This window comes from Arenicella xantha, from assembly GCF_003315245.1.
GTDB classification, from domain to species: domain Bacteria; phylum Pseudomonadota; class Gammaproteobacteria; order Arenicellales; family Arenicellaceae; genus Arenicella; species Arenicella xantha.
On the sequence record NZ_QNRT01000001.1, the window covers coordinates 772,201 to 796,652 of the forward strand.

Here is a 24,452-nt window from a genome sequence, read left to right on the forward strand (position 1 = left end):
GATTAACTGAACGGCCTTCAATTAATTTGCTGGCAGTTTGAATCGTGATACGGATGTTTCTAGGTCTTTCGCTAGTTCCAACAATTTCGCAATCGAGTTAGCTGATTCTTGTGCTTTGCGGGACGTCTCAGTAGAGGAGTCACTTACCTGTGTCACTTGTTCCGACACTCGGGTAACCGTTTCCGCCTGCTGGTTTGAACCCGCCGAAATACCCTGCACTAGGGCTGACAAAGTTTGCGACACTCGCTCAATTTCTGCCAGTGCATTACCGGCCGAGTCAGCAACTTTGGTACCACTGACCACTTGTTGCGTCGCTTTTTCCATTGAAAGAACCGCGTCATTAGTATCGTTCTGAATGGTGGTTACCAGTTCAGCAATTTTCTTTGTTGCCTCAGTAGACCGTTCCGCCAGACTTTGTACCTCATCCGATACAACCGCGAAACCGCGACCAGCCTCACCGGCCATCGATGCCTGAATCGCCGCGTTCAGTGACAAGATATTTGTTTGTTCAGCAATATCATCAATCAGCGCCACAATGTCTCCAATGCGTTGCGAACTTTCACCAAGTCGCTTGATACGCTTAGATGTATCTTGGATCTGCTCACGCATGTCTTCCATGCCCGAGATAGTGTCACGCACCGCCTGCGCTCCCTGCTCCGCAGCCTTCAATGATTCCGATGCCATGTCTGACGAGCTATTCGCTTGCTCTGACATTTGACGCATACCAGCCGTCACTTCTTGCATCAATGCCGCCGCCGCGGATATTTGCTCAGCCTGAGTCATATTCGATTGCGAAACTGATTGCGCGTTACTTACCGCCAATTCTGATTCGTTCGCCACCTGAATCGAGGCGCGGTTAATTTGAGATACCAGTTCACGCATCTCGATTACCGCAAAGTTAACGGAGTCAGCAATCGCACCAGTAATCTGGTCGGTTACCTCGGCCTCTACCGTTAGATCTCCATCCGCAAGCGCGCTCATTTCGTCAAGCAACTTCAAAATAGATTCTTGTTGGTCAGCCAGCGTTTCTTCTAAGCCCGCGTCATGCGCAACCAATTCACTGGTTTGAGCCTGACTGTAACGCCATAAAGAGAACACACCAAATAGCGCCAGCAACAGTGGTAACAAGATAGCAAGCTGATTTAACCGACCGGTCAAGCCTTGATTACTGGCAGCCTGAACTGATTGCGCTAGAGTTGCCCCTTGATCACGAACCGATTGCAACGAGGCTCTCGATTCGGTTAGTGCCGCAGCTCTGTCGCCGATTTCCAAAACACGTGTTTCGAGGTCAGCGTACTGAGCCCGTAGTGGCTCGGCTGCAGTGGCAACTACTGTAGATGAGTTACTTACGATTCGATTAAGCGTTTCCTGTAATCGCACCATCAAGCCATTCTGCGCATCAGCCAACTGAGGCAAATTTGATTCAGGTAAGAAGTAACCTCGCAAAGTAGTCGACAACCGCCCCAAAATACCGTTCAGGTTTGATGCTTCAGAAGTCAAAAATAAATATTTGTCTTTCGATGCACCGGTATCTTTATTGCGACCCTCTCGCGCTACCGCCTCAACAAAGCCCACCGAGTCACCAACCACTTTGGTCAATCGCCCAGTTAGAGCCTGCAACCGCTGCTTAACCTCTTGAACATCACCTTCGTTAGCTAAGAACTGTTGTGTTGCCGCCTTATAGGCTGACCACTGTTCAGTCACCGCACTGTTTGCTTCACCATTGCCAAACAATGCGCCAGCAATCTTCTCGGACATGCCATCTGGAGTCACTAAGCGATTGATTGCATCTTCGGTTCCAGCAATATTTTCTTTTAGGGGCTCGTAACGACCGCCTACTTCGGTAAGTGCTTGCGCTGCAGAAGTCGTAGTGAGGTTGATCTTATTCACCACCTCGGAAACCTGATCCACTCGCTGTTTCTGCGACGAAACCGCTGGCGATAACAACAACGTAGACAATAACGCGAGGCCAAATGCCAACAACGTTAAAATCATCCACAGTCGCTCGCTAGAGGAACTCTCTTTAGAAACGGCAATGACTTCTTCAGACTCTAGATCTTCCAACCCATCAAGATCAGCTAACTCTGCATCATCATAAAGACTCTGCAAATCATCGTCATCACTTACAATATCGTCGAGGTCGAGAATATCATTGTCAATATTGCTTTTCGGATCACTCATTTTTCCACCTATTACCTTGCGCCACTCTTTTTAGTCGGCGGCCTGTTCATGTATCGCTATCTACTTACCCAAAAAAGATAAGGTTCAGTGCCTTACTGAACCTCTCGAAACTGCTCTGATGCTAACAATTTACTCACATTCAAACGGTACCAGTCTTGCCCATCGGCCCGGTACCCTTTATCAACAAACGCACTCAAACCATCAAGCGCTTCTTGTTTATCATCAAGGCTAGACATTTCGTCAGACTCATTGAAATATCGAAACCCAATTACCCGGTTTACCAAGATAGAGCTTTGCACCGCCTCTTCCGCCAACAGCAACAAATGCCCTTTTTTAGCCTGAATTGCTCGGCCATAACCGGCAAACAAAGACAAATCGGTAACCGAATACAAAACCCCTTTAGAATTAACCAAGCCGCGCATCCACGCCTTAGTCTGCGGAACAATCATTAAGTTCTCACATACCGACACTTCTTTAACATCGGTTGCTTCGCAATAAAAATTCACACCATTAACCACGTAAGCAATGTTTTTGGTGCCCGCTGATTGAGTCGAATAAGTTAGACCCTGCGCCGCTAACGCAATCGCTTCGGAACGAAGTTGACTGAGTAGCTCGAATGGTGCGTTTTGTTGCATATTGGAATAAACCTATGATTAATCTAGGCCAGCAGCGACTTAAGCTTGCTGAGTAAAAGCTTAGGATTAGCTGGCTTCACCAAATAATCCGTTGCACCTTGTCGCTCGGCCCACACTTTGTCAGTTTGCTGTGATTTCGAGCTAAGCATCAAAATCGGAATTTCAGCAGTTTCAAGCTGCCTCGAAATAGCGCGCGTCGCTTGGAAGCCGTTCATCTCAGGCATAACCACATCCATCAAGATGCAGTCAGGTTTAATATCTTTTGCCATCTCAATTCCATCTTGACCTGAAGGGGCATAAGCCACCTTGTAGCCACCGTGATCCAGAATATTTTTCACGTAAAGAAAGTCAGTTTTAGAATCATCAACAACGAGAATAGTTTTAGTAGACATAGCTTTTTATTTGGTAGTGTTTTATCGAACAGAGCATTTCGCGATTTTTTGACGCATTGAAACCCTATCTTTAAACATAGCGATTAATCGCTTCTAATAATTCACTCTTGGTGAATGGTTTATTAATATGTTGCTCAGATCCAGCTACTCGGCCGCGCGCTCGATCAAACAAACTATCTTTACTCGACAGCATTATCACGGGCGTATTGCGGAAGTAGCTATTGTTTTTGATCAACTTACAAGTCTGATACCCGTCCAGCCTAGGCATCATAATATCAACAAATATGATATCTGGTCGCGTATCGGTAATCACCGACATCGCCTCAAACCCATTTGTTGCTGTAAAGACCTCGTAACCCTCTTTCTTTAATATTGTTTCAGCCGTCATACGGATCGTATTACTGTCGTCGATAACCATTACGCGACGTTGAGCTGGGGTTTTACTAGAGCTTTCTGACATACATGTACTCTGATCCAAAAATGAGTTATTAAACCTTGTAGGGAAGGTCTAAGGCAAGCCCGTAGAATGCAGACCGCTGTCAAGTAATTAGCAGGACATTGGAGCTGCGATAGGTGAACTTTTACGATCGCCCCTATTCTACAAAAGCCAATCTAAGCGAGTTTCACAACTTACGGGCTTAAATTATTGTTATTAATATCGTTTACACTCTATAACATACATCATTGAACTTTTTTTGTTAATCAAAAAGTGACATTTAATGAGCATCTTATGAATTTTGCTTTTTTTTCGTGTAGTCCAGACTTTTGCTTATAATGGCGATCAACACAAGCACTTGTTGCAAATACAGAAGCAGTTTGACTCATTTTGCACTAATTTAATCGTCCAATACGGCCTTCACCACATGCTAGCAACCCGTTGTTTAAACCAATCTCTATGCCACACAGTTGACAAGCAACTTGGCGCGACCTCATGAATTGGGTAGTGTACGTGCTACGCTGCGCCGACGACTCTTTGTACACTGGCATCACCAAGGATATTGAACGACGCATCTATGAACACAATGAGTGTGACCAAAAAGGAGCAAAATACACGCGCGCGCGCCGCCCCGTCAAGCTGGTATACCAAGAACCTCACGAAGATCGCGCCTCAGCCAGCCAACGTGAGCACGCCATTAAGCAACTATCACGATCACAGAAGTTAGGCTTGGTAAACGCCTCATGAGCCAACGCAAACTAAATCGCCGACAAGCATGGCGAGCCGAAAAGATCCAGGCCGAACGTAGCGCTCGCTCTCAGAAAGAAGAACGAAACCTGTCTCGCCAAGTTCAGTCAGGCTTACTAAGCAGCGAACAAACCGGATTAGTGATATGCCGGTATAGCAAACATTTTGAAATCGAAGCCATGGAAGGACAAGACCAAGGCGAAATACATAAATGCACAGCACGCACCAATCTCGGCTCGATTGTCGCTGGCGACCAAGTCACTTGGCGGGCAGGCAGTGATGGCACCGGTGTCATCGAAGCGCGTTTAGAGCGACGTAGCATTCTTGAACGACCGGATAATTTCGGAAAGTTAAAGCCTGTTGCCGCCAACATTGACCAGATGCTGATTGTGATCGCCTGCGAACCGACTCCACAAATCAACCTGATTGACCGTTATTTAGTCGCCGCCGAGCTAATGCACGTTCGACCGATCATCGTACTCAATAAAGCCGATTTACTGAACGATCAAAACTCTAGCGAACTCAATGCCCTGCTGGAAATTTATCAATCATTAGGCTATCACGTCGAAAAAATTATCAGCTCACGACACCAACCAGCTGAGCTAGCGGATTTACCAAGCTTGATTGATCAGCGCACCAGCATTGTCGTCGGCCAATCGGGAGTCGGCAAGTCGTCGTTTATCAACACACTATTACCGGAAGCCAATTTAGCCGTAGGTGACTTATCAACTAGCACCAGAGAAGGCACACACACTACCACTCAGGCCAAGCTATTCCACCTGCCGTGCGGTGGACAACTGATTGACTCGCCCGGCATTAGAGACTTCAGTCTATGGCACATTGACCCACCACAACTGCAACAAGGATTTATTGAGATTGCCGCGCTGCTTGGCCAATGCCGCTTCCGCGACTGTAAACACGAACACGAACCTGGCTGCGCCATCTTACTAGCCGCCGAGCAAGAAACAATCCATCCATTACGCTTCGAAAGTTATGAACGCATCAAAGCAGCAATCCTCGACCAACAGTCCCGAGGGCTCAATCTGGATAGCTACTAGTCGACATTAACCAGCCACGTCAAAGCGATAAGTGCCACTGCAGAGTTGAGGCAAGACCTCCACCTCAGCGTCAGATTCCGCCATAGCCGCTTCGATCCAAGTGAGATAACAAGCTCGATTTAATCGCGCCCATAGGTCATACCTAACATGCAGATATGGTACCAGCTGCCCTCGGTAGTTACGCAACTGCACTGGATGCGCGGCACTCACAATAACTTGCTCTTGAGTATTGGTTGTGGCAACCCAGTTACCATCAACTCGCTCGACCTGCTGCACAACATATGGAACATCAGCAACCTTGATGCGTAGCTTCTCTGCCGGCGTCACCAAAAAATATTGATCATTTTCAAACCACAGAATGCTTGCAAAAAGACGAACCAACGACAGTCGCTTAAAGGGCGCACCTTCATGTTGCCAAATGCCATCACTATCAATAGTGATATCAATTTCGCCAAGTTGCTTAGGCTTCCACGTATCGACAGGCGGTTGTGAGCGTGCGTCAATTTGCTGACTGATTTTTTCTAGCTGATTCATAACCCAAGTATAACGAGCCTCAGTGAAACAGCAATTGCACCATAAGCCGAGGTTAAAATCATTCAACACAATAGATCTCCGGCACCTCATCAAGCACCGCTAGCACACACTACCTAATTGCAGTCCAGCGATAGGCATGGCAATCTGACACTTTACCTCTTACTCCGGAATTTTTGCCATGTATGAACTACACCCAACACTAAAAGCCGACACCATCGCCATTGGCGACCTCAATTTATGTGAACTTCGGTTGATGAATAATGCGTTGGTACCATGGCTAATCTTAGTGCCGAAGCGTCCAAACATCAGTGAAGCCTATCAATTGTCCGAGGACGAGCAAATTCAACTGTGCCAGGAAACCAGCCTGATATCGGAACTGACCATGCAGATATTCCAAGGCGACAAGCTGAACACAGGCGCGATCGGCAACATCGTGCCGCAACTGCATATACACATCGTGATTCGCTATCAAGTTGATCCCGTGTGGCCCAAACCGGTATGGGGCAACATTGAGGAACACCCTTACACACATGAAGAAATCAAACTAGTACGCCAAACTCTGCACACCTCCATTCAACAAAAGTTAGCGCGATTTCGCCCTCATTAGCCACACTCCTTTAAAAAACAGTATTAGCCATTGCGTGGCGTCCGTCATATCCATTGGTATTCAGTCATTAGCCGGAAGCATATTATGCTGAAAACATCACTTTAAACTAAAATATTGCGCTTCAATTGGTGCGTTTTCAAGGGGATATTCTTGCCGTATCTCGGCAGAATGAGACTTACACAGCTGTAGATTTCTTATAAGCCACAACCTTGTTATGAGTAAAAATGCCATGAGTATGAGCAATGGTCTCGCTGAACGCGAACAAACAGACCCAACCCAATCCGCAGAACTCGCTGCCCTGCGAAAAGCAATTGCCGCAACTAAACATGTCGATGAGCACCGCTTTGTAAGCGACTTAATCGATAAGCCGGTCCTCAACGAGGCTCAGCGCAAAAACGTAACTGAACATGCTCAAACACTGGTCCGAGCCTGCCGTAAAGACACCAATAGCCAAACACTATTAGATTCGTTTTTACAAGAATTCGGGCTATCTAATAAAGAGGGCGTGGCACTTATGTGTTTGGCTGAAGCCCTACTTCGCGTTCCCGACAAAACCACAGCAGACCGACTCATCGCTGAAAAAATAACGTCTGGCGACTGGCGTAGTCACAATGGGCGATCAGAATCACTGTTCGTTAATGCGGCAACATGGGGCATGATTCTCACCGGCAAGTTAATCAAGCTTGACGAAGAAATCACTCAGCAACCTGGGTCATGGCTCAAGACCTTGTCTTCCAACTTGAGCGAACCAGTTGTGCGCCGCGCAATTCTACAGGCCATGCGGATTATGGGCGGGCAATATGTATTAGGTCGCAGCATTGAGGAAGGCGCGCGAAAAGGCGCAAAATATAACTCAGTCGACACACGCTACTCATTTGATATGTTAGGCGAGGCCGCTCGCACTGAGCATGATGCCGAGAGATATTATCAAGCGTATTCCAACTCAATCGATCGTATCGGCGCACTGAACAAACAATCCGACGTTTACACCTCGGATGGCATATCAGTAAAACTTTCAGCCTTACATCCACAATATCATTTTGCTCACTATCAAACAGTGATGGATGAGCTCCTGCCAAAAATTACCGAGCTATGCAGAAAAGCTAAGCACTACAACATTGGCATCAGCATTGATGCCGAGGAAGCAAGTCGCCTAGAAATGTCGATCGACCTGTTTGAAGCCCTGTGTCGTCACCCAGATTTACAGCAATGGGACGGTCTCGGATTTGTCATGCAAGCATACCAAAAGCGCGCACCAGCTCTCGCTAACTGGCTCATTGCTATCGGTCGAGACACTAACCGGAAAATTATGGTTCGTTTAGTTAAAGGCGCGTATTGGGATGCCGAAATAAAGCACGCGCAAGAGCAAGGCTTGCCCGACTATCCGGTGTTCACTCGAAAAGTAAATACCGATGCGTGTTATATGACCTGCGCAAAAAGCCTACTCGAAGCTAAAGACACAATATTTCCTCAATTTGCCACGCATAATGCTTATACCGCGGTCGCAATTCTCGGCATATCCGACGCGGCAGGCAACCGTAACTTCGAGTTCCAACGCTTACATGGCATGGGCGAATTACTCTATAAACACCTGCTTAAATCGTCCGCTGCGAAGGACATCCCATTGCGTGTTTATGCACCGATCGGTCAACACGAAGACCTGTTGCCGTACTTGGTGCGACGACTCCTAGAAAACGGTGCCAATAGCTCATTCGTAAACCGCTTTTTAGACGATGACACTCCCGTCATCGAGCTAATTCAAGACGTTTACCAAGATGTTGCCAGTCATCCGCAATACCGGCATAGCAAAATCCCCGTCCCCAGCAACTTATTTATTGCCGCTGGTGAGGCTCGAATCAACGCGCGGGGAATCGATCTTGACGACGCCCAATCAGTGTCACAGGTCACTGAAGCAATGGAGCGAGTTGCTCAGCAAACCATTGAGGCACACTCGATCATCAATGGCCGTTCAACACCGGCAGAACCGGTGAACATTTTCAATCCTGCCAACATTAAACAGGTCGTCGGCCATAGCAGTTATGCCAACGCGACAATGATTGAGACAGCGCTTTCCAGTGCTGACAAATTTCAGCCGGACTGGCGTTCAAAACCCGCTATAGAACGAGCAACTGTGCTTGAAAAAACAGCCGACTTACTCGAGCAAAATATGCTCGAACTGATGGGCATAATCAGCTTGGAAGCAGGCCGTACAATTCCTGATTGCGTTTCAGAAGTCCGAGAAGCTATCGACTTCTGTCGCTATTACGCCATGCAAGCAACTCAAGGCTCGCTGAGTCAATCAGATGCGCAGGGACGCGGAGTATTCTTTTGTATCAGCCCGTGGAATTTTCCGTTAGCTATCTTTGTTGGCCAGATTTCAGCCGCGCTAGTCGCCGGCAACTGTGTACTCGCTAAACCAGCCGAACAAACCCCGCTAGTTGCGGCACGCGCAGTCGAGCTCTTTTTACAGGCCGGATGCCCGCCCCAAGCATTGCAATTGATTCTAGGCGAAGGCGCTTTCGTTGGCGGACTATTAACCAGTGACCCTCGAATCCAAGGCGTAGCCTTTACCGGATCGACACTCACCGCTCAACGCATCAACCAAACCATCGCCACTCGTTCAGGCGGAACCATTCCAATTATCGCCGAAACCGGCGGTCAAAATTGCATGATTGTCGACTCCACCGCGCTACCGGAGCAAGTAGTCGACGATGTCATATCGTCCGCGTTTCACAGCGCCGGACAACGATGCTCAGCGCTGCGAGTGCTGTTTTTACAAGACGTAATCGCCGACAAAGTCTTGACCATGCTAGAAGGCGCAATGCAAGCCGTCCGCGTCGATGACCCCGCGAAACTTAGTGCCGATATAGGCCCAGTGATTGACCAACCAGCGTATGCCGCTTTGCAAACTCATATTGACTATATCGCGCCATTAAGCCGCCAACATTATCGAGTTGAGGTCAGTCCAGAGCTTTTAGAAAAAGGCCTATTCTTTCAACCACAAGTGTTTGAAATTGACTCATTAAATCAATTAGATCACGAGGTGTTCGGGCCAGTCTTGCATGTAATCCGCTACAACATCAAAGACATTAGCTCAGTGATTGAGCAAATCAACGCAACCGGCTACGGCTTAACACTTGGAGTTCATAGCCGTATCAGCGCGTTCGCAGATTTCGTGTATCGCAACACCCGTGTAGGCAACACTTATATCAATCGAAATACCATTGGCGCCATGGTAGGCGTCAATCCGTTTGGTGGTAAAGGGCTTTCTGGCACCGGCCCCAAAGCCGGCGGCCCCAACTACCTGCACCGATTTCAGCGCCAGACTGATACTCGCGATATCCCAGCAAAGTTAGCGCACATTCATCGCGCTTTTTCGGCAGTCGAACCTAATCAGGACGACAAAACGGCTATTGCTCGTGCCTTATCTTCACAGAAAACATGGTCGCGACTTGCCAGCAATGAACGTTGCGCCAAATTGCTAGCCGCGTTGACTAAAACTGACACTGAACAAACGATAACAGCAAGCAAAATCATTAAGCGCATTAATACCGACCTACATGATCAGCAGATCTTGCCGGGGCCAACAGGCGAAGAAAACATATTATTTTGCGGTGCCCGCGGACTTGTACTCATCCCTGTACATGATGCACTCTCAGCCACGGACCTCACCGCAATGCTCAGCATCATTGTTGCGACCGGTAACACCGTGCTCCTACATACTAGCAGCAGCTCAAGTCGGGCTATGGTTGAATCAATACGCGTGTTGATTGGCGCCGCAATGCCTAGCGGCGTGCTTCAATTGAGCGAAGCGGAGAATTTAGGCTCGCTGTTAGCTCACACCGACATCTCGGCCATTGTTGCCTCGACCAGCTTCCCGGACATTCAGGCTGTGCGAAAGCTGCTAGCTGACCGCACGGGGCCAATCACACAACTGATTGAATTTGACTCAAGCGTAAGCAACCCAAACAGAAGCAGTAACTATGTAAGCTTCTTGATTGATGAACGCACCAAGACCGACAACCTCGTAGCGCGCGGCGGTAACACGCAACTGTTTAATTTAACGGAAGCCTAAGCGAGCACAGGCAGACACCCTGAAAGACAAATAGGCCCTCGTCCTGAGGGCCTATTGAAAAGCTAAACAAGTAATTTAGTCGAGCGGCACATCCGTCACAATTTTCACTTGCTCAATAACCATATACGTATGCGTCTGTGACACACCAGGAAACCGCACAATACGCTCGAGCACCGACCGATAGTTTTCCATGTCTTCAAAACGAACCTTAAGCAAATAATCGTAGCCCCCGGCCACCATGTGACATTCGGCAACGAAGTCGCTCTTTTTGACCTCATTCTTGAACTCAAGAAATACCTCTTCGGTAGTGCGCTCCAAGGTAACTTGAATAAACGCAACCTTGCCGTAGCCCAACATATCGGCGTCGAGTTGCGCACTATATCCAGTAATATAGCCCGCCGCTTCGAGCCGCTTAACTCGCTCCAAACAAGGACTTGGGCTCAAATGTACCTTTTCAGCTAATGCGACATTAGACATACGCCCATCGGCCTGCAATGCCGACAAAATTGCACGATCAATACGATCAAGATTTCGATGCCGTTTAGTTGGGCTTTTGATTACCTTTGACACACCTCACCTCATAAAATGTAACTATTGTGACTCTAGTTAGGCCAGCTGACGTTTTAACTCCGATTTCATTAGTTCAAACGTAGAGGTCATTTGTTCGGACGGCGGACGCGTCAATAAGCTCACGACAAAAATCGCCACTGCCGACAGTATAAACCCAGGAACGATTTCAAAAATCACCGCACTAAGCGCTTGCCCTTGATAGGTGAAAGGGCCATAGATCCAAATTAGCACGGTGGCTGCTCCAACTACAATCCCCGCCAACGCGCCCTGCCTAGTCATACGCTTCCAAAACAGACTGATCAGCACTACCGGCCCGAATGCCGAGCCAAACCCAGCCCAAGCATTACTCACCAAGCTCAATATACTGCTATCCCGATCCTGTGCCAATAAGACTGCCAAAACCGCTACCGCCACTACCGACAACCGCCCCACCATCACCAACTCTTGCGGCGATGCAGACTTGCGTAAAAACGTCTTGTAGAGATCCTCAGTTAAGGAACTCGACGTAACTAATAACTGCGATGAAATAGTGCTCATTATGGCCGCTAATATCGCCGCCAGCAAAAAACCACTAATCAGCGGATGAAACAATGTGGTAGATAAAAAGATAAAGACCGCCTCAGGATCTTTTAAGCTAGCACCTGTCGCCGAAATATAGGCTAAGCCGACAATGCCGACCATGGTCGCACCGATCAATGACACGATCATCCAACTCATGCCGATTCGGCGCGCCACCTTCATTTCTTTAACGGAGCGAATCGCCATAAAACGCACAATAATATGCGGCTGACCGAAGTAGCCTAAGCCCCAACTTGCAGCTGAAATAATTGCCAAAGTTGATACTCCGCCCAAGCTTAACAAGCTTGGGTCGATAGCGATGATTTGTGCCTGAGTGGCTTCAATACCACCTAGATTGTACAGAGCCACCGACGGCACCAAAATTAGCGCAACAAACATTATGCAGCCTTGCACGAAGTCGGTCGTACTGACCGCCAGAAAGCCACCAAACGCACTGTACGCGACAACCACGCCAGCGGTAACCATTACGCCAACTTGGTAGCTCATATCAAACGACGTTTCAAACAACTTACCGCCAGCGACCACGCCAGACGTCGTATAGATAGCAAAAAACACCACAATCACAATCGCACAAATGACTCTAATTATATGATTATGGTCCTCAAAACGTCGCTCAAAAAACTCGGGAATTGTAACCGCATCGCCAGCCACTTCGGTGTAAACGCGCAGCCGAGGAGCCACGGTTAAATAGTTCAAATACGCGCCAACTGATAGGCCGACAGCGATCCAGACATTGCCAAGACCTGATAAATACATCGCACCAGGCAGACCCATTAGCATCCAACCACTCATGTCCGACGCACCTGCCGACAACGCCGTCACTGATGGACTCAAACTCCGTCCGCCCAGCATAAAACCGGAGACGTCATTCTTGGTTTTCAAGTACGAATAAAGACCAATGCCCAACATCACCGCAAAGTACACGGCGAGCGACACATAAACACCTAATTGCATAATCGCTTCTCTATATTTTATTTTTCCGCCAACCCAATCTTAGAAATCACATCAGGCAGCATCAATTTATTAGCTTAACCACATCGTCCCATACTTTGCGACGAATAGAAATCAAAGCGTCTGAGCAATCACCGGCAAAATGCCGTGCCGACTAGAACCAGAAACACGCGCGCGATATAATTAGCCAGCCTAACTCTGCATCAGTCATTATTGAGCAACACCTTGCTAGGCGTCGATGCTAGCCGCGTTCGGCTGTTGATTAGCGATTAAATGTCCTTAGAATTCGGAAACTCATACAAAATGACCCCAAGTGGGTATTAGCTAAATTCAGCCAATACTTCTAAAAACGCATCACCAAATTTTTCCAATTTAACTTGTCCCACTCCATTGATAGTAAGCAATTCGTCAGCATCAGCGGGTTGGTATTGCATCATTTCCATTAACGTCGCATCGTGAAAAACGTGAAATGGCGGCACGCCTAGCTCATCTGCTAGCGATTTCCGACACGCCTTGAGAGCCTCCCACAATGCCTCGTCGCCATGCGACACAGCGACCGGTGTGCGCTTAGCCCGAGCCGGCTTAGCCGCTGCCGAATCTTGCCGCAGAAATAATGACACGTCTCCACGTAGCAGCGCGCGCGCCTTTTCGGTCAATTGAATCGCTCCATATAATTGCTCATTGACCAACAAGTAACCCTGCACAATCAACTGACGAATAACCGAACGCCATTGTTGGTCGCTAACGTCTGCGCCAATTCCATAAGTACTTAAACTATGATGACCGAACTGTTTGACCTTAGCGGTTTCCTTACCACGCAACACATCGATTACATGGCCAGAACCAAAACGTTGACCAGTTCGGTAAATATTCGACAATAGCTTCTGCGCTGCTTCTGTAGCATTCCATGTTTTAGGAGGGTTCAAGCAAACATCACAATTGCCACAAACCTCCGCGTCTGCTTCACCGAAGTACCGCAATAACGCACGACGCCGACAAGTAGTCGCCTCACACCAAGCCAACAAGCTGTCGATCTTGCCACGCTCCATACGCTTAAATTGCTCATCCGCATTAGAGTCTTGCACCATTTTACCAATGCGCACCACGTCTTGTAGCCCGTAAACCATCCAAGCCACACTAGGCTGACCATCACGACCCGCACGGCCGGTTTCTTGGTAATAGGCCTCAATGCTCTTAGGCAGATCAAGGTGCGCCACAAATCGCACATCTGGCTTATCGATCCCCATTCCAAAGGCGATAGTTGCGACCATTACGATGCCTTCTTCACGTAAAAAGCGTCGTTGATTCTCTTGTCGCTCTTCGCCAGGTAAGCCAGCATGGTATGGCAGCGCTTTATATCCACGTTGCGATAACCATGCAGCAATGCCATCGACGCGACTTCGTGACATGCAATAGACAATACCAGCCTGTTGTTTGTAGTCTTGCAAAAAACTGAGCAGCTGAGACTTAGCCTCGCCCTTTTCTTTAACAATATAACGGATATTGGGTCGATCAAAACTACTGACGAACACCTTTGGCTCGCACAAATCCAGCCGCATCATGATTTCTTCGCGTGAGCGCTCATCAGCGGTAGCGGTCAGCGCTAGTCGCGGAACACCCGGAAAGGCATATCGCAATACATTGAGCCCAAGGTAATCAGCGCGAAAATCATGCCCCCATTGCGACACACAATGCGCCTCGTCAATCGCAATCAACGACACCGGCACACTGCAAAGACGGTCCAAGGTGGCATCTTGCAATAAACGCTCAGGCGCAATATACAAAACATCTAATTCATGATCATGAATCGCTCGAAGTGTTGCTCCAGCCTCTTCGCGAGATAAGGTAGAGTTCAAATAGGCCGCACGAATACCTAATTGTTGCAGTGCGGCTACTTGGTCTTGCATTAAAGCAATCAAGGGGGAAACCACGATCGCCATACCATCGCGCACCAACCCAGGAATTTGATAACAAAGGGACTTACCACCACCAGTTGGCATCAACACCAGCGCATCTTGGCCAGCCAACGCGGTTTCGATCACAGATTTTTGCGACCCACGAAAATGCGTATAACCAAAGGTATGTTTTAAAATATCTTCTGCGCGGTCTATCATAACGGTCCTTATTACTGATATTAATTACGTGCGCTCATCGGGCATCGAGTATGCCGTTTGACAGCGTGACGTTCAAGGTGAATTATGAGCCGTTGGCGCCCCCCTCAACCAAAATCTACAGCAATCATCACGCCGACCGGCTACGCTGCCCTCGAGAAAGAACTAAAGCAACTGTGGGCCAAGCGGCGCATTGTCAATGACGCCCTCGCCGCCGCCGCCGCGGAGGGCGATCGCAGCGAGAATGCTGAATACATATATCGCAAGAAGGAGCAGGCTGGAATTGATCGCCGGATTCGCTATTTGCAAAAGCGCATGCCCGACCTACGCGTGGTGTCAGACATAGGTAATCGACAACAGGTGTTTTTTAGCGCCACCGTGACTTTAGAGACTGATGACGGAACTGAGTATCGCTACCGAATCGTTGGTCCCGACGAAACCAACACCCAAGCTGGCGACATCAGTATTGACTCGCCGTTAGCCAAAGCGCTACTGAAAAAACAAGTGGATGACGAAGTAAACGTAACAATCGCAGGTCAACCCGTTACCTACCTTATCCTAGACATTGAGTACACTTGAGACCTTCCTGCAACAGCCGGAAATCGGGTCTTTCGCCTTAAATTTCATTAAAATTTCGTTACAGGTGTAAAATAGCCGTGTGCGAAGAGAATATTTTTGGTATAAATAAGGGGTCGAAGCGGAATGAACGAGCCGTTTAGACATGTTGTTTTTCATTTGAAAACCAAGCTAAATATACCCCACCCCTACACTATTTAGTTTGTTTCAAGCGCTTCGGCCCTAAACCGAAGCGCTTTTTTTATGCCTAGGTACTTTTTATAACGTGCGCCCTAGCGCACTTTGGCTCAAGGCTGATTTATAACGTGCGCCCTAGCGCACTTTGGCTCAAGGCTGATTTATAACGTGCGCCCTAGCGCACTTTGGCTCAAGGCTGACTTACTAACGTGCGCCCTAGCGCACTTTGGCTCAAGGCTGACTTACTAACGTGCGCCTTAGCGCACTTTGGCTCAAGATTGACTTACTAACGTGCGCCCTAGCGCACTTTGGCTCAAGGCTGATTTATAACGTGCGCCCTAGCGCACTTTGGCTCAAGGTTGATTTATAGCTTGCGCTAGCCATGTCGAGACTGACCGTGAAAGATACCTAATTGCCATAAACGAGCTTATTGGTTACCACAAACTTATTCTCAAGCCAAATCAACAAGGCAATAATCGCGGCCACTGACGCAATGCTAACGGCATAGTAGATTAGCGGTTGAGTTTCATGAATGTCCCAACCTTTTAGCAAGAACATCGGCACCACGTGCCACAAATAAATTGGCAGCGAAATGCGCCCCATTACAATCATAATGTTACTGATCAAACTGGGATTATCAGCTGCGCGCTTAGCTGGTTTCTTAGACTGGGTCGACTTCGCCCACTGCACGCCGATCGCAACTAATGTACAGTTCATGAGCAACCAGGCTAAGCCTTTAAGCGACGACTTGTCGACACCTATTTGAACTAAGTAAATACTAGCCGTCATTAATACAACGGCCATTGGAATAACTTTTACCGTCATCACGGCACGCAACAAGCGATGACCACTCGGCGTTCTAAGCCAGGCCCCAAACAGAAAGAAACTGAAAAAATAGACAACTTTCTTGCTCAGTAACACAGCTAAATAGGCTGGTAACTGGTGCGCGGGGAAGACACTCCAAATCGCTGACAAAGCCAACATTACTAACAGCAATACAATAATAGGAATGCGCAACTTAAGGCTAAGCCAGAAACCCAAAACCCAAAGGACTAGTGTGGGCACAAACCAAAGGTGGTAATACGGCGTGACAAGGTAAGAAATAACCAGCGTATTGTCCAGCCGCCCCTCTCGGCTTGCATGCAACAAAAGCACACCAGTAAAGAACAGGAACGCAAGCATGAACGGCAACCCAACGCGCCACCAATAGCGCCAACCAACAGCAAACAACGAGCTGCTTTTAAGCTTGTCAGGGTTTACCAAATAACCGGTTAACCCAATAAACAAGGGCATATGAAATGAATAGATGGCGTAGCGGATAAAATTGTCGTGCACTGACCCCAAAACAATGTGGCCGACCACGACCAAAAATATAAGCCAGCCGCGCAGTAAATCAATTCGCGGATTACGAGCAGTGATAGGTTGGCGTGTCGTCATTGTTCAATTGTCTGCTTTCTTCAAGCCAAGCGCAACTGTACCTAAACATAAGCCTTTAATACCGCATTACCCACTACTTAACATAGCGGGTAAACGGCTTGCCTAATAAATCAAACTCGCCTTAGACTGCCTCGACGATCATCGCAATACCCTGACCTCCACCGATACAGAGCGTGGCCAAACCATAACGACCTCCGACCCGATGTAGTTCATAAATCAGCTTGGTCAAAATGATTGCGCCGCTTGCTCCCACCGGATGGCCCAGCGCTATCGCTCCACCATTTGGATTGGTTTTATCGTCGGGAAACTCCAATTCTTTTGCCACCGTCAGAGCTTGGGCTGCAAATGCTTCATTCGACTCGATAACATCGAGATCCGACACTTTAAGTCCTGCGCGTGACAGCGCCATGGTACTCGCGCCGACCGGACCAATGCCCATAATTTCATTCGGCACTCCACAGCGGCCGTAAGAGACTACGCGTGCCATAGGTTTCAAGCTTTGCTGTTTTACTTGGTCCTCAGTGGCTAGCACCACCATACCTGCGCCATCATTAATCCCAGAGGCATTGCCCGCAGTGACCGAGCCACCGTCCTTAAATACTGCCCGCAAGCGAGCCAATTGTTCTAGCGTTGAACTAGCACGTGGATGCTCATCGGTATCAAATACCGTACTTCCCTTACGCGACTTAATTTCATAGGGCACAATCTGCTCAGCAAAGTAACCGGCTTCGATGGCGGCCACCGCACGTTGTTGTGACAACAATGCAAAAGCGTCTTGCTCCTCGCGTGAAATAGCATACTTCTCAGCTAGGTTCTCAGCAGTAATGCCCATGTGTCCAACGCCGAAAGGATCGGTAAGACTGCCGGTCAGTTCATCTTGAATCTTGCCATCACCCATTGGCTGCCCCCAACGATTAGTGGTCAGCAAATGTGCCGCTGAGCTCATCGACTCAGTGCCACCGGCTACCGCTACCGAAACCTCACCTAACTGCAACTGTTGACTCGCAAACGTGATCGCTTCAAGACCCGATCCACACAGTCGGTTTAGTGTCAGTGATTGAGTATGCACCGGCATGTCGGAATTCAGTGCCACACGGCGCGCCATGTAAGCATCCTTAATATCGCTTCGAATAACATGACCGACTACGTTAGAGCCAATCGATTGTGGGTCTATTCCAGAGCGACGAATAGCTTCTCGACTCACATGCACACCTAAGTCTGCAGGCGAAACCCCTTTTAAAGCGCCACCAAAACTACCAATAGCGGTTCTTGTGGCACTAATTATAAATACGTCGTTCAGCATCTATTACTCCAATATTAAAGATGATCAGTAAGGCGTCGATCTTAACAATCACATTGCTTACTGACCAGCAATGCGACGACATTCCGGCTATTCGTTTATGTTATCTTCGCTATATGAAAATTTTGCTCGCACTCACGGTCTCAAGCATGGTGGCTCTTGGCCTACTGGCATGGACGACGCAACAACCACCAACGCCGGCGATCAATAAGCTATTAATGAGTGCACAAATACCGAGCACCTCAAGTGAATCAAACCAATCCCTCACAGCAAGCAATACATCAACCCCAATAACCAACGTAAGCGACGCAGTCGGAGCCAGCCCAAACGAGCATCAAATTTGGGTCGCAAGACTATTAGAGAAAAACCAATTCCATGCAGCAATTGAATATATTAACGAACACTATTCGGCACTATCTTCCGAGCAATTAGATCAACTAAAGTTCCAGTTTCTTAATTCGCAAGACGGCCAACCCCCTGCACTAGAAAGGCTCAACTCAGCCGCCAAACTATTCGACGACTTGTCAAGCTGGAGCGCGCTTGCTCAGAGCGCTGTGTCTCAACAGAATTGGGAGATAGCTCACATCGCGCTATTGCGAGTCAGTGAACTAGAAAGCCGACCAATTGAGTTACAAGAAAGCCTAGCTGCATTGGTGCGCAGCAGCAGTTACCTTAAAGCCATCAGAGAGCGGAATCAGGACTTTATTGGAGTTCGCGAGCTGTACTCAGACCTGCATCAAACACATCCTTGGTATCCACGCTTTCAATTGGAACTGGCTCACGCCGAAGCCGCCTTAGGAGACTATGAAGCCGCTGAAAAGCTCTATACGGCGCTGCGTTTCGACCCCGAATTTGGTGCAATAGCGACTCAAGCGCTCAAACAACTAGAACAGAACAACGCTCCGAGTGACACGGAAAAACGTAAGTCAGGCAATTCGACTGAAGTGCTCATTCCCCTAACTCGAACCGGAACCAGTTTATTAATCAACGCGCTTATCAACGGTCAAACCACGCCAATGCTGCTAGATACTGGCGCATCGATAACAGCGCTATCGAGTCAGACTATTCAAAAACTCGGCCTGAAACCTACAGGCCGCCGGATTCAAATCAATACCGCCAATGGTGCTCGATCAGCAAAGCTGTTTTTTGCCGACACCATCCGTTTTGGCCAAATGCAATTATCCAATTTAGAAGTGGCTGAAATTGATCTTGGCTCCAACTCTAGGTTCACTGGCTTACTCGGCACCGACGCACTGAGTGCGTTCAACCAAGATTTCGACTATGCCATTGACCAGCGCCGAAATGCGCTAGTCTTCACGCCCCAGAAGACAGATTAATTGGCGATTATTAACCCGCTAAGACACATCGCACGCCACGCATGCTTAAAGTTGGGCGAACAACAACTCGTCTTCGAGCAGAGCAAGTTCCTGCATTTCCAGCTCATGCAAGCTGATTTGCCCGTTGCTGCTGGCAACTGGAGCTGACGGCAATAACGTAGCCGACGGTAGCATTACCGTAAAAGCGACGGACAGCACAGCAAGACCTGCGAAACCGGCTGCAAATCGTTGCGCAATCAAATTCGGGAAACGCCAAATTCGACGTACTTCTTGAGGCTCTGACTGTTGCGACTGATTTTGCGTGGCCGCTAAAATCGAAGCTTGCAAAGCACTAGTATCCGGAACCGGCTCACGGGGAATTCGATGCCAGACGACAGATGTGTTTGTTTCAATACTCATAGAACCCTCCGATTTATTTACTTGAGGCTAACGCCAAAGAATCATCACGTGCTTGTTTGGCTATCGCCGCGGTAACAAACTGATGTAAATGACGCTTGGCTCGAACCAGCAATGACTCAAACGCCTTCAAACTAATACCCAGAATTTCTGCTGCCTCGCGCTGCGGCATCTCGCAATAAACAGCCAGGTTGAGCGCGTCGCGTTGAGCCGTCGGCAAACTTCTAATTGCTTGCTCCAAGTATCGACGCTGCCACTTCAAATGCTGTTCCGCTTCAACCGTCGCAGAGGTAGCCAGCGTAGATTCTAGTAGATCAAAATCTTCACTGGCCATATTAACTTGACGATTGGACCGACGTTGCAGGTCATGACAGGCGTTCAGGATCACGCGGTAAAACCAAGTGGTGAATTTCGCTTGCCGCGGGTCCCACATTGACGGTCTCGTCCAGAACTTGATAAACGCATTCTGTACTACATCCTCAGCATCATGAGCGTTTTGCAAACTCCGAAATGCCAAAGCAAAGAATGCGTCAGTATGGCGGTTCACCAATTCTGCAAATGCAGCATGATTCCCCGCCTTAATTAAGTCGACCAGTGGCTGATCTTCAATGGTCGCGTAAGCTGACACTAGGCGTATCTAATCTACTGATCCGCTTTCGCTTCGCGTTCGGCGCGGCGCTCTTCACGCATTTGCTTGCGCATTTCACGATGCTTTTCGCGCATGATTTTGCCTGCTTCTCGATGCTCTTCAGGCGTCACATAGCCATCGCTATTCAGGTCCATGCTGGCAAAACGCTCTTCGGCACTCGCCATGTACTCGGCCCGATCCACCTGACCATCTTGGTTCGTATCAATGCGCTTAAGCATGTACTCATGCTTTTTATCTTTGCCACCACGGTCATGAGACTCTTTATGATGGCCTCTGCGGTCGCTTGGAGAATCCTCGCTTTGAGCAATGGCGATACCAGTAGCAGTAAGAGAGAAAGCGGCTAACAAGCTAATTAATGATTTGTTGTGCATGATTTATTCCTCATAACAGTTGATCTAATGGTATTGAGACGACTCAACTCCGTACTTCCTGCGCAAAAAGTTGAAAATAGTTCCAAGAAATACAAAATACACAGATCAACCACGCCCCTATTTTGAACCTTGAAAACACTAAACTCTAGTCCGGAAACGTGAGAAAATTGCATATAGACAGACAATATAGCGACAAATGACTATGCAAATTCAACTGAACCCAAACCTCGGCACCACCCAACTGGCGAGCGATTTTCAACAAAAGAAACGTCTTCGTATCGACAATATCCTAAGCGCTGACTCTGCCGAAGCTATTCTTGATTGCTTAAAAAATCAAACAGCTTGGCAGTTACTTTATAGCAATGCAGACAGCAGCCCAACGCGTCTCAACAATCAGCAATTAGAGCAAACAACTATTGAACAAATCAAAGCCACCCATGCACAAGTCTACGCGCGCGCGACTTCGAGCTATCAATATTGGTATAAGTTCTTTCCGATGGTTGAGGCTATTACGACAGGCCAAGTAACCGAAAAATCGCCCCTCAATGAAGTTACAAAATTCTTAAACAGTGCGGAGTTCATTGGCCTAGCTCGCAAGATTACCGGTCATAGCAGCTTGGTAAAAATCGACCCACATGCAACGCTGTACGAACCCGGTGACTTTAAAAACCTACATGATGACATGCGCGATGATAAAGATGCTCGAGACAAAAGCATTCGACGGTACGCTGTCGTAATAGATTTCACCAAAAACTGGTCAGTTAATTGGGGCGGCGAGATGCAGTTTTACCCTGGACAAAACCCTACCACGTCAGAGAGTATTTTCCCTGGATTTAACGCTCTAACTCTTTTTCAAGTACCAACCTTACACCGAACCAATATGGTAGCGCCATATGCCGCCAAAGGTCGCTATGCGATTGCTGGCTGGCTGAGAGACGACCCGAATATCACTCGCTTGGATTTGGGCGATACACCGGTCGAAGCCAAATAAACCAAACGCGATGACTCGAACAACCCTATTAGCGCAAGCCGACGCCGCGTTCGATGAAGGTCGACCAGTAGATGGCTTAGCGCTACTGCGTGAGCTTAATAAACATTATTCTGACGATGCAGCCAGCTGGCATCGTCAAGCCATTGTCGAAGAGCAAATAGGCTCGCCAGCTCAAGCTGGGCTGGCGCATTATCGCTGCATTGAAGTAGCTCCAAACAATGCTCTAGGATACCTTTATGCCGGTCATTGGCTGCAACGTCAGCAACAGACAAACGCGGCGGCAGCGCTATACTCGATTGCTCAAGATCTAGATGCCTCAATCTTACATCTAGCACACCATCAGCAGATATCTGAGCAAGCGAGACTCCGCTCTTCTGAAGCAAACCTCACGCTACGCCACGTACTGAGCAAACAGCACCGCGATCTTTGCGCTAAAATGATTGATGCGGAACGAATAGCAGACGCCAAATGGGTACAAACAAACGACCAAGCTATTCATTTCAAATCGAAGAATTTTGCGCCTGAACTGTTTTACATTCCGTCACTTGCGGCCACACCATTCCACGAGTGTGCAGACTGTAATTGGGCCCAAGAGATTACTGAAAAATCTTCCGAAATCCAGCAAGAATTAACGCGCGCCTTGGAGCAAAAACTATCGCAAGACAGCCTAAGACCTTATTTAAGTGGCGCGTTTGCCAAACATTCAGACTTAAGTGAACTAGCAAACTCAGCGAACTGGCTGGCAATGGATTTATATAAAAATGGCGAACTCAACACCCAAATTGCTGGACTATTTCCCACCACATTAAAAGCCCTGCAGTCAGCCCCTCACTACACACTTGATTCACAGCCATTCGAGATCTTCTTTTCGTTGTTAAAGCCGGGACAACAGATTGCTCCACACTACGGACAATCAAATCATGCGTTAACCGCACACCTTGCATTGGATATTCCACCGAACTGTCACCTGACGGTCGACACTATTAACCGAGAATGGAAAGCCGGTGAGTTAATTCTATTTGATGATAGTTTTTTACATTCGGCACACAATAACAGCGATCAAACGCGTGTAGTTTTGATTTTCTCAATCTGGCACCCAGACTTAAGTGAGAATGAGAAAACCGCTATTCAGCAATGCTTTCAAGCTCGCCAAGATTGGCTCAATCAACGACAATCCCAGATAAAAACCTTGCTTGCACTAACTGACTAAATTTAACCCGCCCGTCAACGTCGGGGTTAACGAAGTGGCAGGGTTATTATTTGTCAGCCAGCGGTAACCATTTTCCAAATCTGCGCCATAAAATGACTCAATAGCTTCATAAGTCGCATCACGTTTCTCTTTGCTAAACTGATGCTGGCTATTCTTGGCGTCTTGAAACCTTACATCGTCAGTAGCGATAGCTTGCATTACATCGCCGTTCAAACCTAGCTCCAGAAATTGATTAACCGCCTCTAACGCACCCGCAGGGTCGGCGATTAATGTTTCTGCATAAAGCGATGCCATCTTATTACTCGGCACAAAATGCTTAAGCATTTGCTCGGCTTGCTCTAGCTGCAAACGCCACAGCGTTAACGTGACTTTAAGATCAGACATATGAATTACATCGGTAATCCTTAGCTGTGATAAATGCGGGAAATCACATCGCAAAAGATCAAACATAGCACGAACTGTTTGCCGTGCATCTTCGCCTTTTTTTAGAGTTGAAAGCAAAAAATTTCTAGCGTCAGTGTAAAGCATCACAGCTTTACTTCGACTATTTACCTGCAGCAACTCAGGAATAATATTATTGACCGAATTGATCGGTTTAATAATCAACGTTTGGTCAGGCAATGCATGTTTTTGTAGCAAGCGCATAGCGAGAGAGGGTAAATGTCTGAAATCCAATTTAGTCGATGCCGACTGCCACTGCAATCGCTTGGCATTGGCCGCATCCAACAACAATTGCGGTTCACGTAGACTTTGGCTAAAACCTTTCACATCAAGACATCGCGATAAGAATGTGGACCCACAATATGCAGTATGAAAAATGAAGTGTACTTTTGATTTAGGTATCGTTGCACCGAGATCGTTTAAAGCATTAAGTAATTGCGACAACGGCACTGCTAGCGGTGCTTGATTCGAGTCTAGCGCGTCTCGATTAAGCCAAGTCGCATTTGACAGGTCGCCATCAGCTATCGACACAAACTCAACGGCTTCAGTATCGAAGTTAAACTTATAGGCGAAATAACCTGGATCTTCTATTAAATCTCTAACGCTTGTCATACCTTGGGGGGCCTCTAGTCAATCAGCTTCATAGAATCAGTGGTCAGGAGCAACGCTGACAATTTAGTATGAGATATTA

General features: G+C 47.8%; 22 protein-coding genes. 8 read left to right on the plus strand and 14 right to left on the minus strand.

What is annotated here, in order from left to right:
• Positions 1-21 precede the first annotated feature (21 nt).
• From DFR28_RS03245 to DFR28_RS03260, 4 genes are all read right to left on the minus strand, one after another.
• Complete coding sequence (locus DFR28_RS03245) at positions 22-2,181, minus strand: methyl-accepting chemotaxis protein (protein ID WP_113952854.1); 2,160 nt, start codon at positions 2,179-2,181, stop codon at positions 22-24.
• A gap of 92 nt (positions 2,182-2,273) precedes the next feature.
• Positions 2,274-2,816: a chemotaxis protein CheW gene (locus DFR28_RS03250; protein WP_113952855.1), complete on the minus strand. Its 543-nt coding sequence runs from the start codon at positions 2,814-2,816 to the stop codon at positions 2,274-2,276.
• Between the two features lie 23 nt (positions 2,817-2,839).
• Positions 2,840-3,208, minus strand: coding sequence for a response regulator (locus DFR28_RS03255; protein WP_113952856.1), 369 nt, complete (start codon positions 3,206-3,208; stop codon positions 2,840-2,842).
• 70 nt (positions 3,209-3,278) lie between these two features.
• Positions 3,279-3,668 carry a response regulator gene (locus tag DFR28_RS03260; protein WP_113952857.1) on the minus strand — a complete coding sequence of 130 codons (390 nt, stop codon included), beginning with the start codon at positions 3,666-3,668 and terminating at the stop codon, positions 3,279-3,281.
• A gap of 471 nt (positions 3,669-4,139) precedes the next feature.
• Here DFR28_RS03260 and DFR28_RS03265 point away from each other — a divergent pair, with 471 nt between their 5' ends.
• Both DFR28_RS03265 and rsgA read left to right on the plus strand, forming a co-directional pair.
• A complete protein-coding gene (locus tag DFR28_RS03265) occupies positions 4,140-4,391 on the plus strand; it encodes a GIY-YIG nuclease family protein (protein ID WP_113952858.1) in 252 nt (83 codons plus the stop codon).
• Complete coding sequence (gene rsgA / locus DFR28_RS03270) at positions 4,388-5,449, plus strand: small ribosomal subunit biogenesis GTPase RsgA (RefSeq protein ID WP_113952859.1); 1,062 nt, start codon at positions 4,388-4,390, stop codon at positions 5,447-5,449. Before DFR28_RS03265 ends, rsgA begins: the two co-directional genes overlap by 4 nt.
• A 6-nt stretch (positions 5,450-5,455) precedes the next feature.
• Here the strand turns inward: rsgA and DFR28_RS03275 are convergent, their stop codons facing one another.
• Complete coding sequence (locus DFR28_RS03275; protein WP_170131958.1) at positions 5,456-5,983, minus strand: DUF1285 domain-containing protein; 528 nt, start codon at positions 5,981-5,983, stop codon at positions 5,456-5,458.
• A 178-nt stretch (positions 5,984-6,161) separates the two neighbouring features.
• Here DFR28_RS03275 and DFR28_RS03280 point away from each other — a divergent pair, with 178 nt between their 5' ends.
• Together DFR28_RS03280 and putA are read left to right on the plus strand one after the other, a co-directional pair.
• On the plus strand, positions 6,162-6,590 hold the full coding sequence (locus DFR28_RS03280; RefSeq protein ID WP_113952861.1) for an HIT domain-containing protein: 429 nt from the start codon (positions 6,162-6,164) through the stop codon (positions 6,588-6,590).
• 214 nt (positions 6,591-6,804) lie between these two features.
• Positions 6,805-10,665, plus strand: a complete 3,861-nt coding sequence (gene putA / locus DFR28_RS03285) for a bifunctional proline dehydrogenase/L-glutamate gamma-semialdehyde dehydrogenase PutA (protein WP_211316832.1) — start codon at positions 6,805-6,807, stop codon at positions 10,663-10,665.
• A 75-nt stretch (positions 10,666-10,740) separates the two neighbouring features.
• On the opposite strand, the gene DFR28_RS03290 is transcribed toward putA, so the two are convergent.
• From DFR28_RS03290 to recQ, 3 genes are all read right to left on the minus strand, one after another.
• Positions 10,741-11,235 carry a winged helix-turn-helix transcriptional regulator gene (locus DFR28_RS03290; RefSeq protein WP_281268348.1) on the minus strand — a complete coding sequence of 165 codons (495 nt, stop codon included), beginning with the start codon at positions 11,233-11,235 and terminating at the stop codon, positions 10,741-10,743.
• Positions 11,236-11,271: 36 nt separating this feature from the next.
• Positions 11,272-12,768, minus strand: a complete 1,497-nt coding sequence (gene putP, locus DFR28_RS03295; RefSeq protein WP_113952862.1) for a sodium/proline symporter PutP — start codon at positions 12,766-12,768, stop codon at positions 11,272-11,274.
• Between the two features lie 317 nt (positions 12,769-13,085).
• Positions 13,086-14,879 (minus strand): DNA helicase RecQ, encoded by a 1,794-nt coding sequence (gene recQ / locus DFR28_RS03300; protein ID WP_113952863.1) that lies wholly within the window; start codon positions 14,877-14,879, stop codon positions 13,086-13,088.
• Positions 14,880-14,963: 84 nt separating this feature from the next.
• Here recQ and DFR28_RS03305 point away from each other — a divergent pair, with 84 nt between their 5' ends.
• Positions 14,964-15,455 (plus strand): GreA/GreB family elongation factor, encoded by a 492-nt coding sequence (locus tag DFR28_RS03305; RefSeq protein WP_113952864.1) that lies wholly within the window; start codon positions 14,964-14,966, stop codon positions 15,453-15,455.
• A gap of 582 nt (positions 15,456-16,037) precedes the next feature.
• On the opposite strand, the gene DFR28_RS03310 is transcribed toward DFR28_RS03305, so the two are convergent.
• Together DFR28_RS03310 and bktB are read right to left on the minus strand one after the other, a co-directional pair.
• Positions 16,038-17,066 carry an acyltransferase family protein gene (locus DFR28_RS03310; RefSeq protein WP_113952865.1) on the minus strand — a complete coding sequence of 343 codons (1,029 nt, stop codon included), beginning with the start codon at positions 17,064-17,066 and terminating at the stop codon, positions 16,038-16,040.
• A 121-nt stretch (positions 17,067-17,187) separates the two neighbouring features.
• Entirely contained in the window at positions 17,188-18,369 is a 1,182-nt protein-coding gene (gene bktB / locus DFR28_RS03315; RefSeq protein ID WP_113952866.1) for a beta-ketothiolase BktB, read from the minus strand.
• Between the two features lie 20 nt (positions 18,370-18,389).
• On the opposite strand from bktB, the gene DFR28_RS03320 reads away from it, so the two are divergent.
• Positions 18,390-19,703 (plus strand): retropepsin-like aspartic protease, encoded by a 1,314-nt coding sequence (locus tag DFR28_RS03320; RefSeq protein WP_113952867.1) that lies wholly within the window; start codon positions 18,390-18,392, stop codon positions 19,701-19,703.
• Positions 19,704-19,748: 45 nt separating this feature from the next.
• Here the strand turns inward: DFR28_RS03320 and DFR28_RS03325 are convergent, their stop codons facing one another.
• The 3 genes from DFR28_RS03325 to DFR28_RS03335 are packed head-to-tail and all read right to left on the minus strand — an operon-like array spanning position 19,749 to position 21,119.
• The gene (locus DFR28_RS03325) at positions 19,749-20,102 is read right to left on the minus strand and encodes a hypothetical protein (RefSeq protein WP_113952868.1); all 354 of its coding nucleotides are present in this window, start codon (positions 20,100-20,102) and stop codon (positions 19,749-19,751) included.
• Between the two features lie 13 nt (positions 20,103-20,115).
• On the minus strand, positions 20,116-20,727 hold the full coding sequence (locus DFR28_RS03330) for an RNA polymerase sigma factor (RefSeq protein ID WP_170131959.1): 612 nt from the start codon (positions 20,725-20,727) through the stop codon (positions 20,116-20,118).
• A 14-nt stretch (positions 20,728-20,741) separates the two neighbouring features.
• On the minus strand, positions 20,742-21,119 hold the full coding sequence (locus DFR28_RS03335) for an EF-hand domain-containing protein (protein ID WP_113952870.1): 378 nt from the start codon (positions 21,117-21,119) through the stop codon (positions 20,742-20,744).
• A gap of 202 nt (positions 21,120-21,321) precedes the next feature.
• On the opposite strand from DFR28_RS03335, the gene DFR28_RS03340 reads away from it, so the two are divergent.
• Both DFR28_RS03340 and DFR28_RS03345 read left to right on the plus strand, forming a co-directional pair.
• Entirely contained in the window at positions 21,322-22,110 is a 789-nt protein-coding gene (locus DFR28_RS03340) for a 2OG-Fe(II) oxygenase (RefSeq protein WP_170131960.1), read from the plus strand.
• A 10-nt stretch (positions 22,111-22,120) separates the two neighbouring features.
• On the plus strand, positions 22,121-23,320 hold the full coding sequence (locus DFR28_RS03345; protein ID WP_113952872.1) for an aspartyl/asparaginyl beta-hydroxylase domain-containing protein: 1,200 nt from the start codon (positions 22,121-22,123) through the stop codon (positions 23,318-23,320).
• Here DFR28_RS03345 and DFR28_RS03350 read toward each other — a convergent pair.
• The gene (locus tag DFR28_RS03350) at positions 23,309-24,373 is read right to left on the minus strand and encodes a sulfotransferase domain-containing protein (RefSeq protein WP_113952873.1); all 1,065 of its coding nucleotides are present in this window, start codon (positions 24,371-24,373) and stop codon (positions 23,309-23,311) included. The genes DFR28_RS03345 and DFR28_RS03350 overlap by 12 nt on opposite strands.
• Positions 24,374-24,452: the final 79 nt, after the last annotated feature.

Excerpts from the sequence above, each read along its gene's own strand:
- DFR28_RS03245 (WP_113952854.1), bottom strand. The coding sequence starts at position 2,181 with ATGAGTGATCCGAAAAGCAATATTGACAATGATATTCTCGACCTCGAC.
- DFR28_RS03250 (WP_113952855.1), bottom strand. The coding sequence starts at position 2,816 with ATGCAACAAAACGCACCATTCGAGCTACTCAGTCAACTTCGTTCCGAA.
- DFR28_RS03255 (WP_113952856.1), bottom strand. The coding sequence starts at position 3,208 with ATGTCTACTAAAACTATTCTCGTTGTTGATGATTCTAAAACTGACTTT.
- DFR28_RS03260 (WP_113952857.1), bottom strand. The coding sequence starts at position 3,668 with ATGTCAGAAAGCTCTAGTAAAACCCCAGCTCAACGTCGCGTAATGGTT.
- DFR28_RS03265 (WP_113952858.1), top strand. The coding sequence starts at position 4,140 with ATGAATTGGGTAGTGTACGTGCTACGCTGCGCCGACGACTCTTTGTAC.
- rsgA (WP_113952859.1), top strand. The coding sequence starts at position 4,388 with ATGAGCCAACGCAAACTAAATCGCCGACAAGCATGGCGAGCCGAAAAG.
- DFR28_RS03275 (WP_170131958.1), bottom strand. The coding sequence starts at position 5,983 with ATGAATCAGCTAGAAAAAATCAGTCAGCAAATTGACGCACGCTCACAA.
- DFR28_RS03280 (WP_113952861.1), top strand. The coding sequence starts at position 6,162 with ATGTATGAACTACACCCAACACTAAAAGCCGACACCATCGCCATTGGC.
- putA (WP_211316832.1), top strand. The coding sequence starts at position 6,805 with ATGAGTAAAAATGCCATGAGTATGAGCAATGGTCTCGCTGAACGCGAA.
- putP (WP_113952862.1), bottom strand. The coding sequence starts at position 12,768 with ATGCAATTAGGTGTTTATGTGTCGCTCGCCGTGTACTTTGCGGTGATG.
- recQ (WP_113952863.1), bottom strand. The coding sequence starts at position 14,879 with ATGATAGACCGCGCAGAAGATATTTTAAAACATACCTTTGGTTATACG.
- DFR28_RS03305 (WP_113952864.1), top strand. The coding sequence starts at position 14,964 with ATGAGCCGTTGGCGCCCCCCTCAACCAAAATCTACAGCAATCATCACG.
- DFR28_RS03310 (WP_113952865.1), bottom strand. The coding sequence starts at position 17,066 with ATGACGACACGCCAACCTATCACTGCTCGTAATCCGCGAATTGATTTA.
- bktB (WP_113952866.1), bottom strand. The coding sequence starts at position 18,369 with ATGCTGAACGACGTATTTATAATTAGTGCCACAAGAACCGCTATTGGT.
- DFR28_RS03320 (WP_113952867.1), top strand. The coding sequence starts at position 18,390 with ATGATCAGTAAGGCGTCGATCTTAACAATCACATTGCTTACTGACCAG.
- DFR28_RS03325 (WP_113952868.1), bottom strand. The coding sequence starts at position 20,102 with ATGAGTATTGAAACAAACACATCTGTCGTCTGGCATCGAATTCCCCGT.
- DFR28_RS03335 (WP_113952870.1), bottom strand. The coding sequence starts at position 21,119 with ATGCACAACAAATCATTAATTAGCTTGTTAGCCGCTTTCTCTCTTACT.
- DFR28_RS03340 (WP_170131960.1), top strand. The coding sequence starts at position 21,322 with ATGCAAATTCAACTGAACCCAAACCTCGGCACCACCCAACTGGCGAGC.
- DFR28_RS03345 (WP_113952872.1), top strand. The coding sequence starts at position 22,121 with ATGACTCGAACAACCCTATTAGCGCAAGCCGACGCCGCGTTCGATGAA.
- DFR28_RS03350 (WP_113952873.1), bottom strand. The coding sequence starts at position 24,373 with ATGACAAGCGTTAGAGATTTAATAGAAGATCCAGGTTATTTCGCCTAT.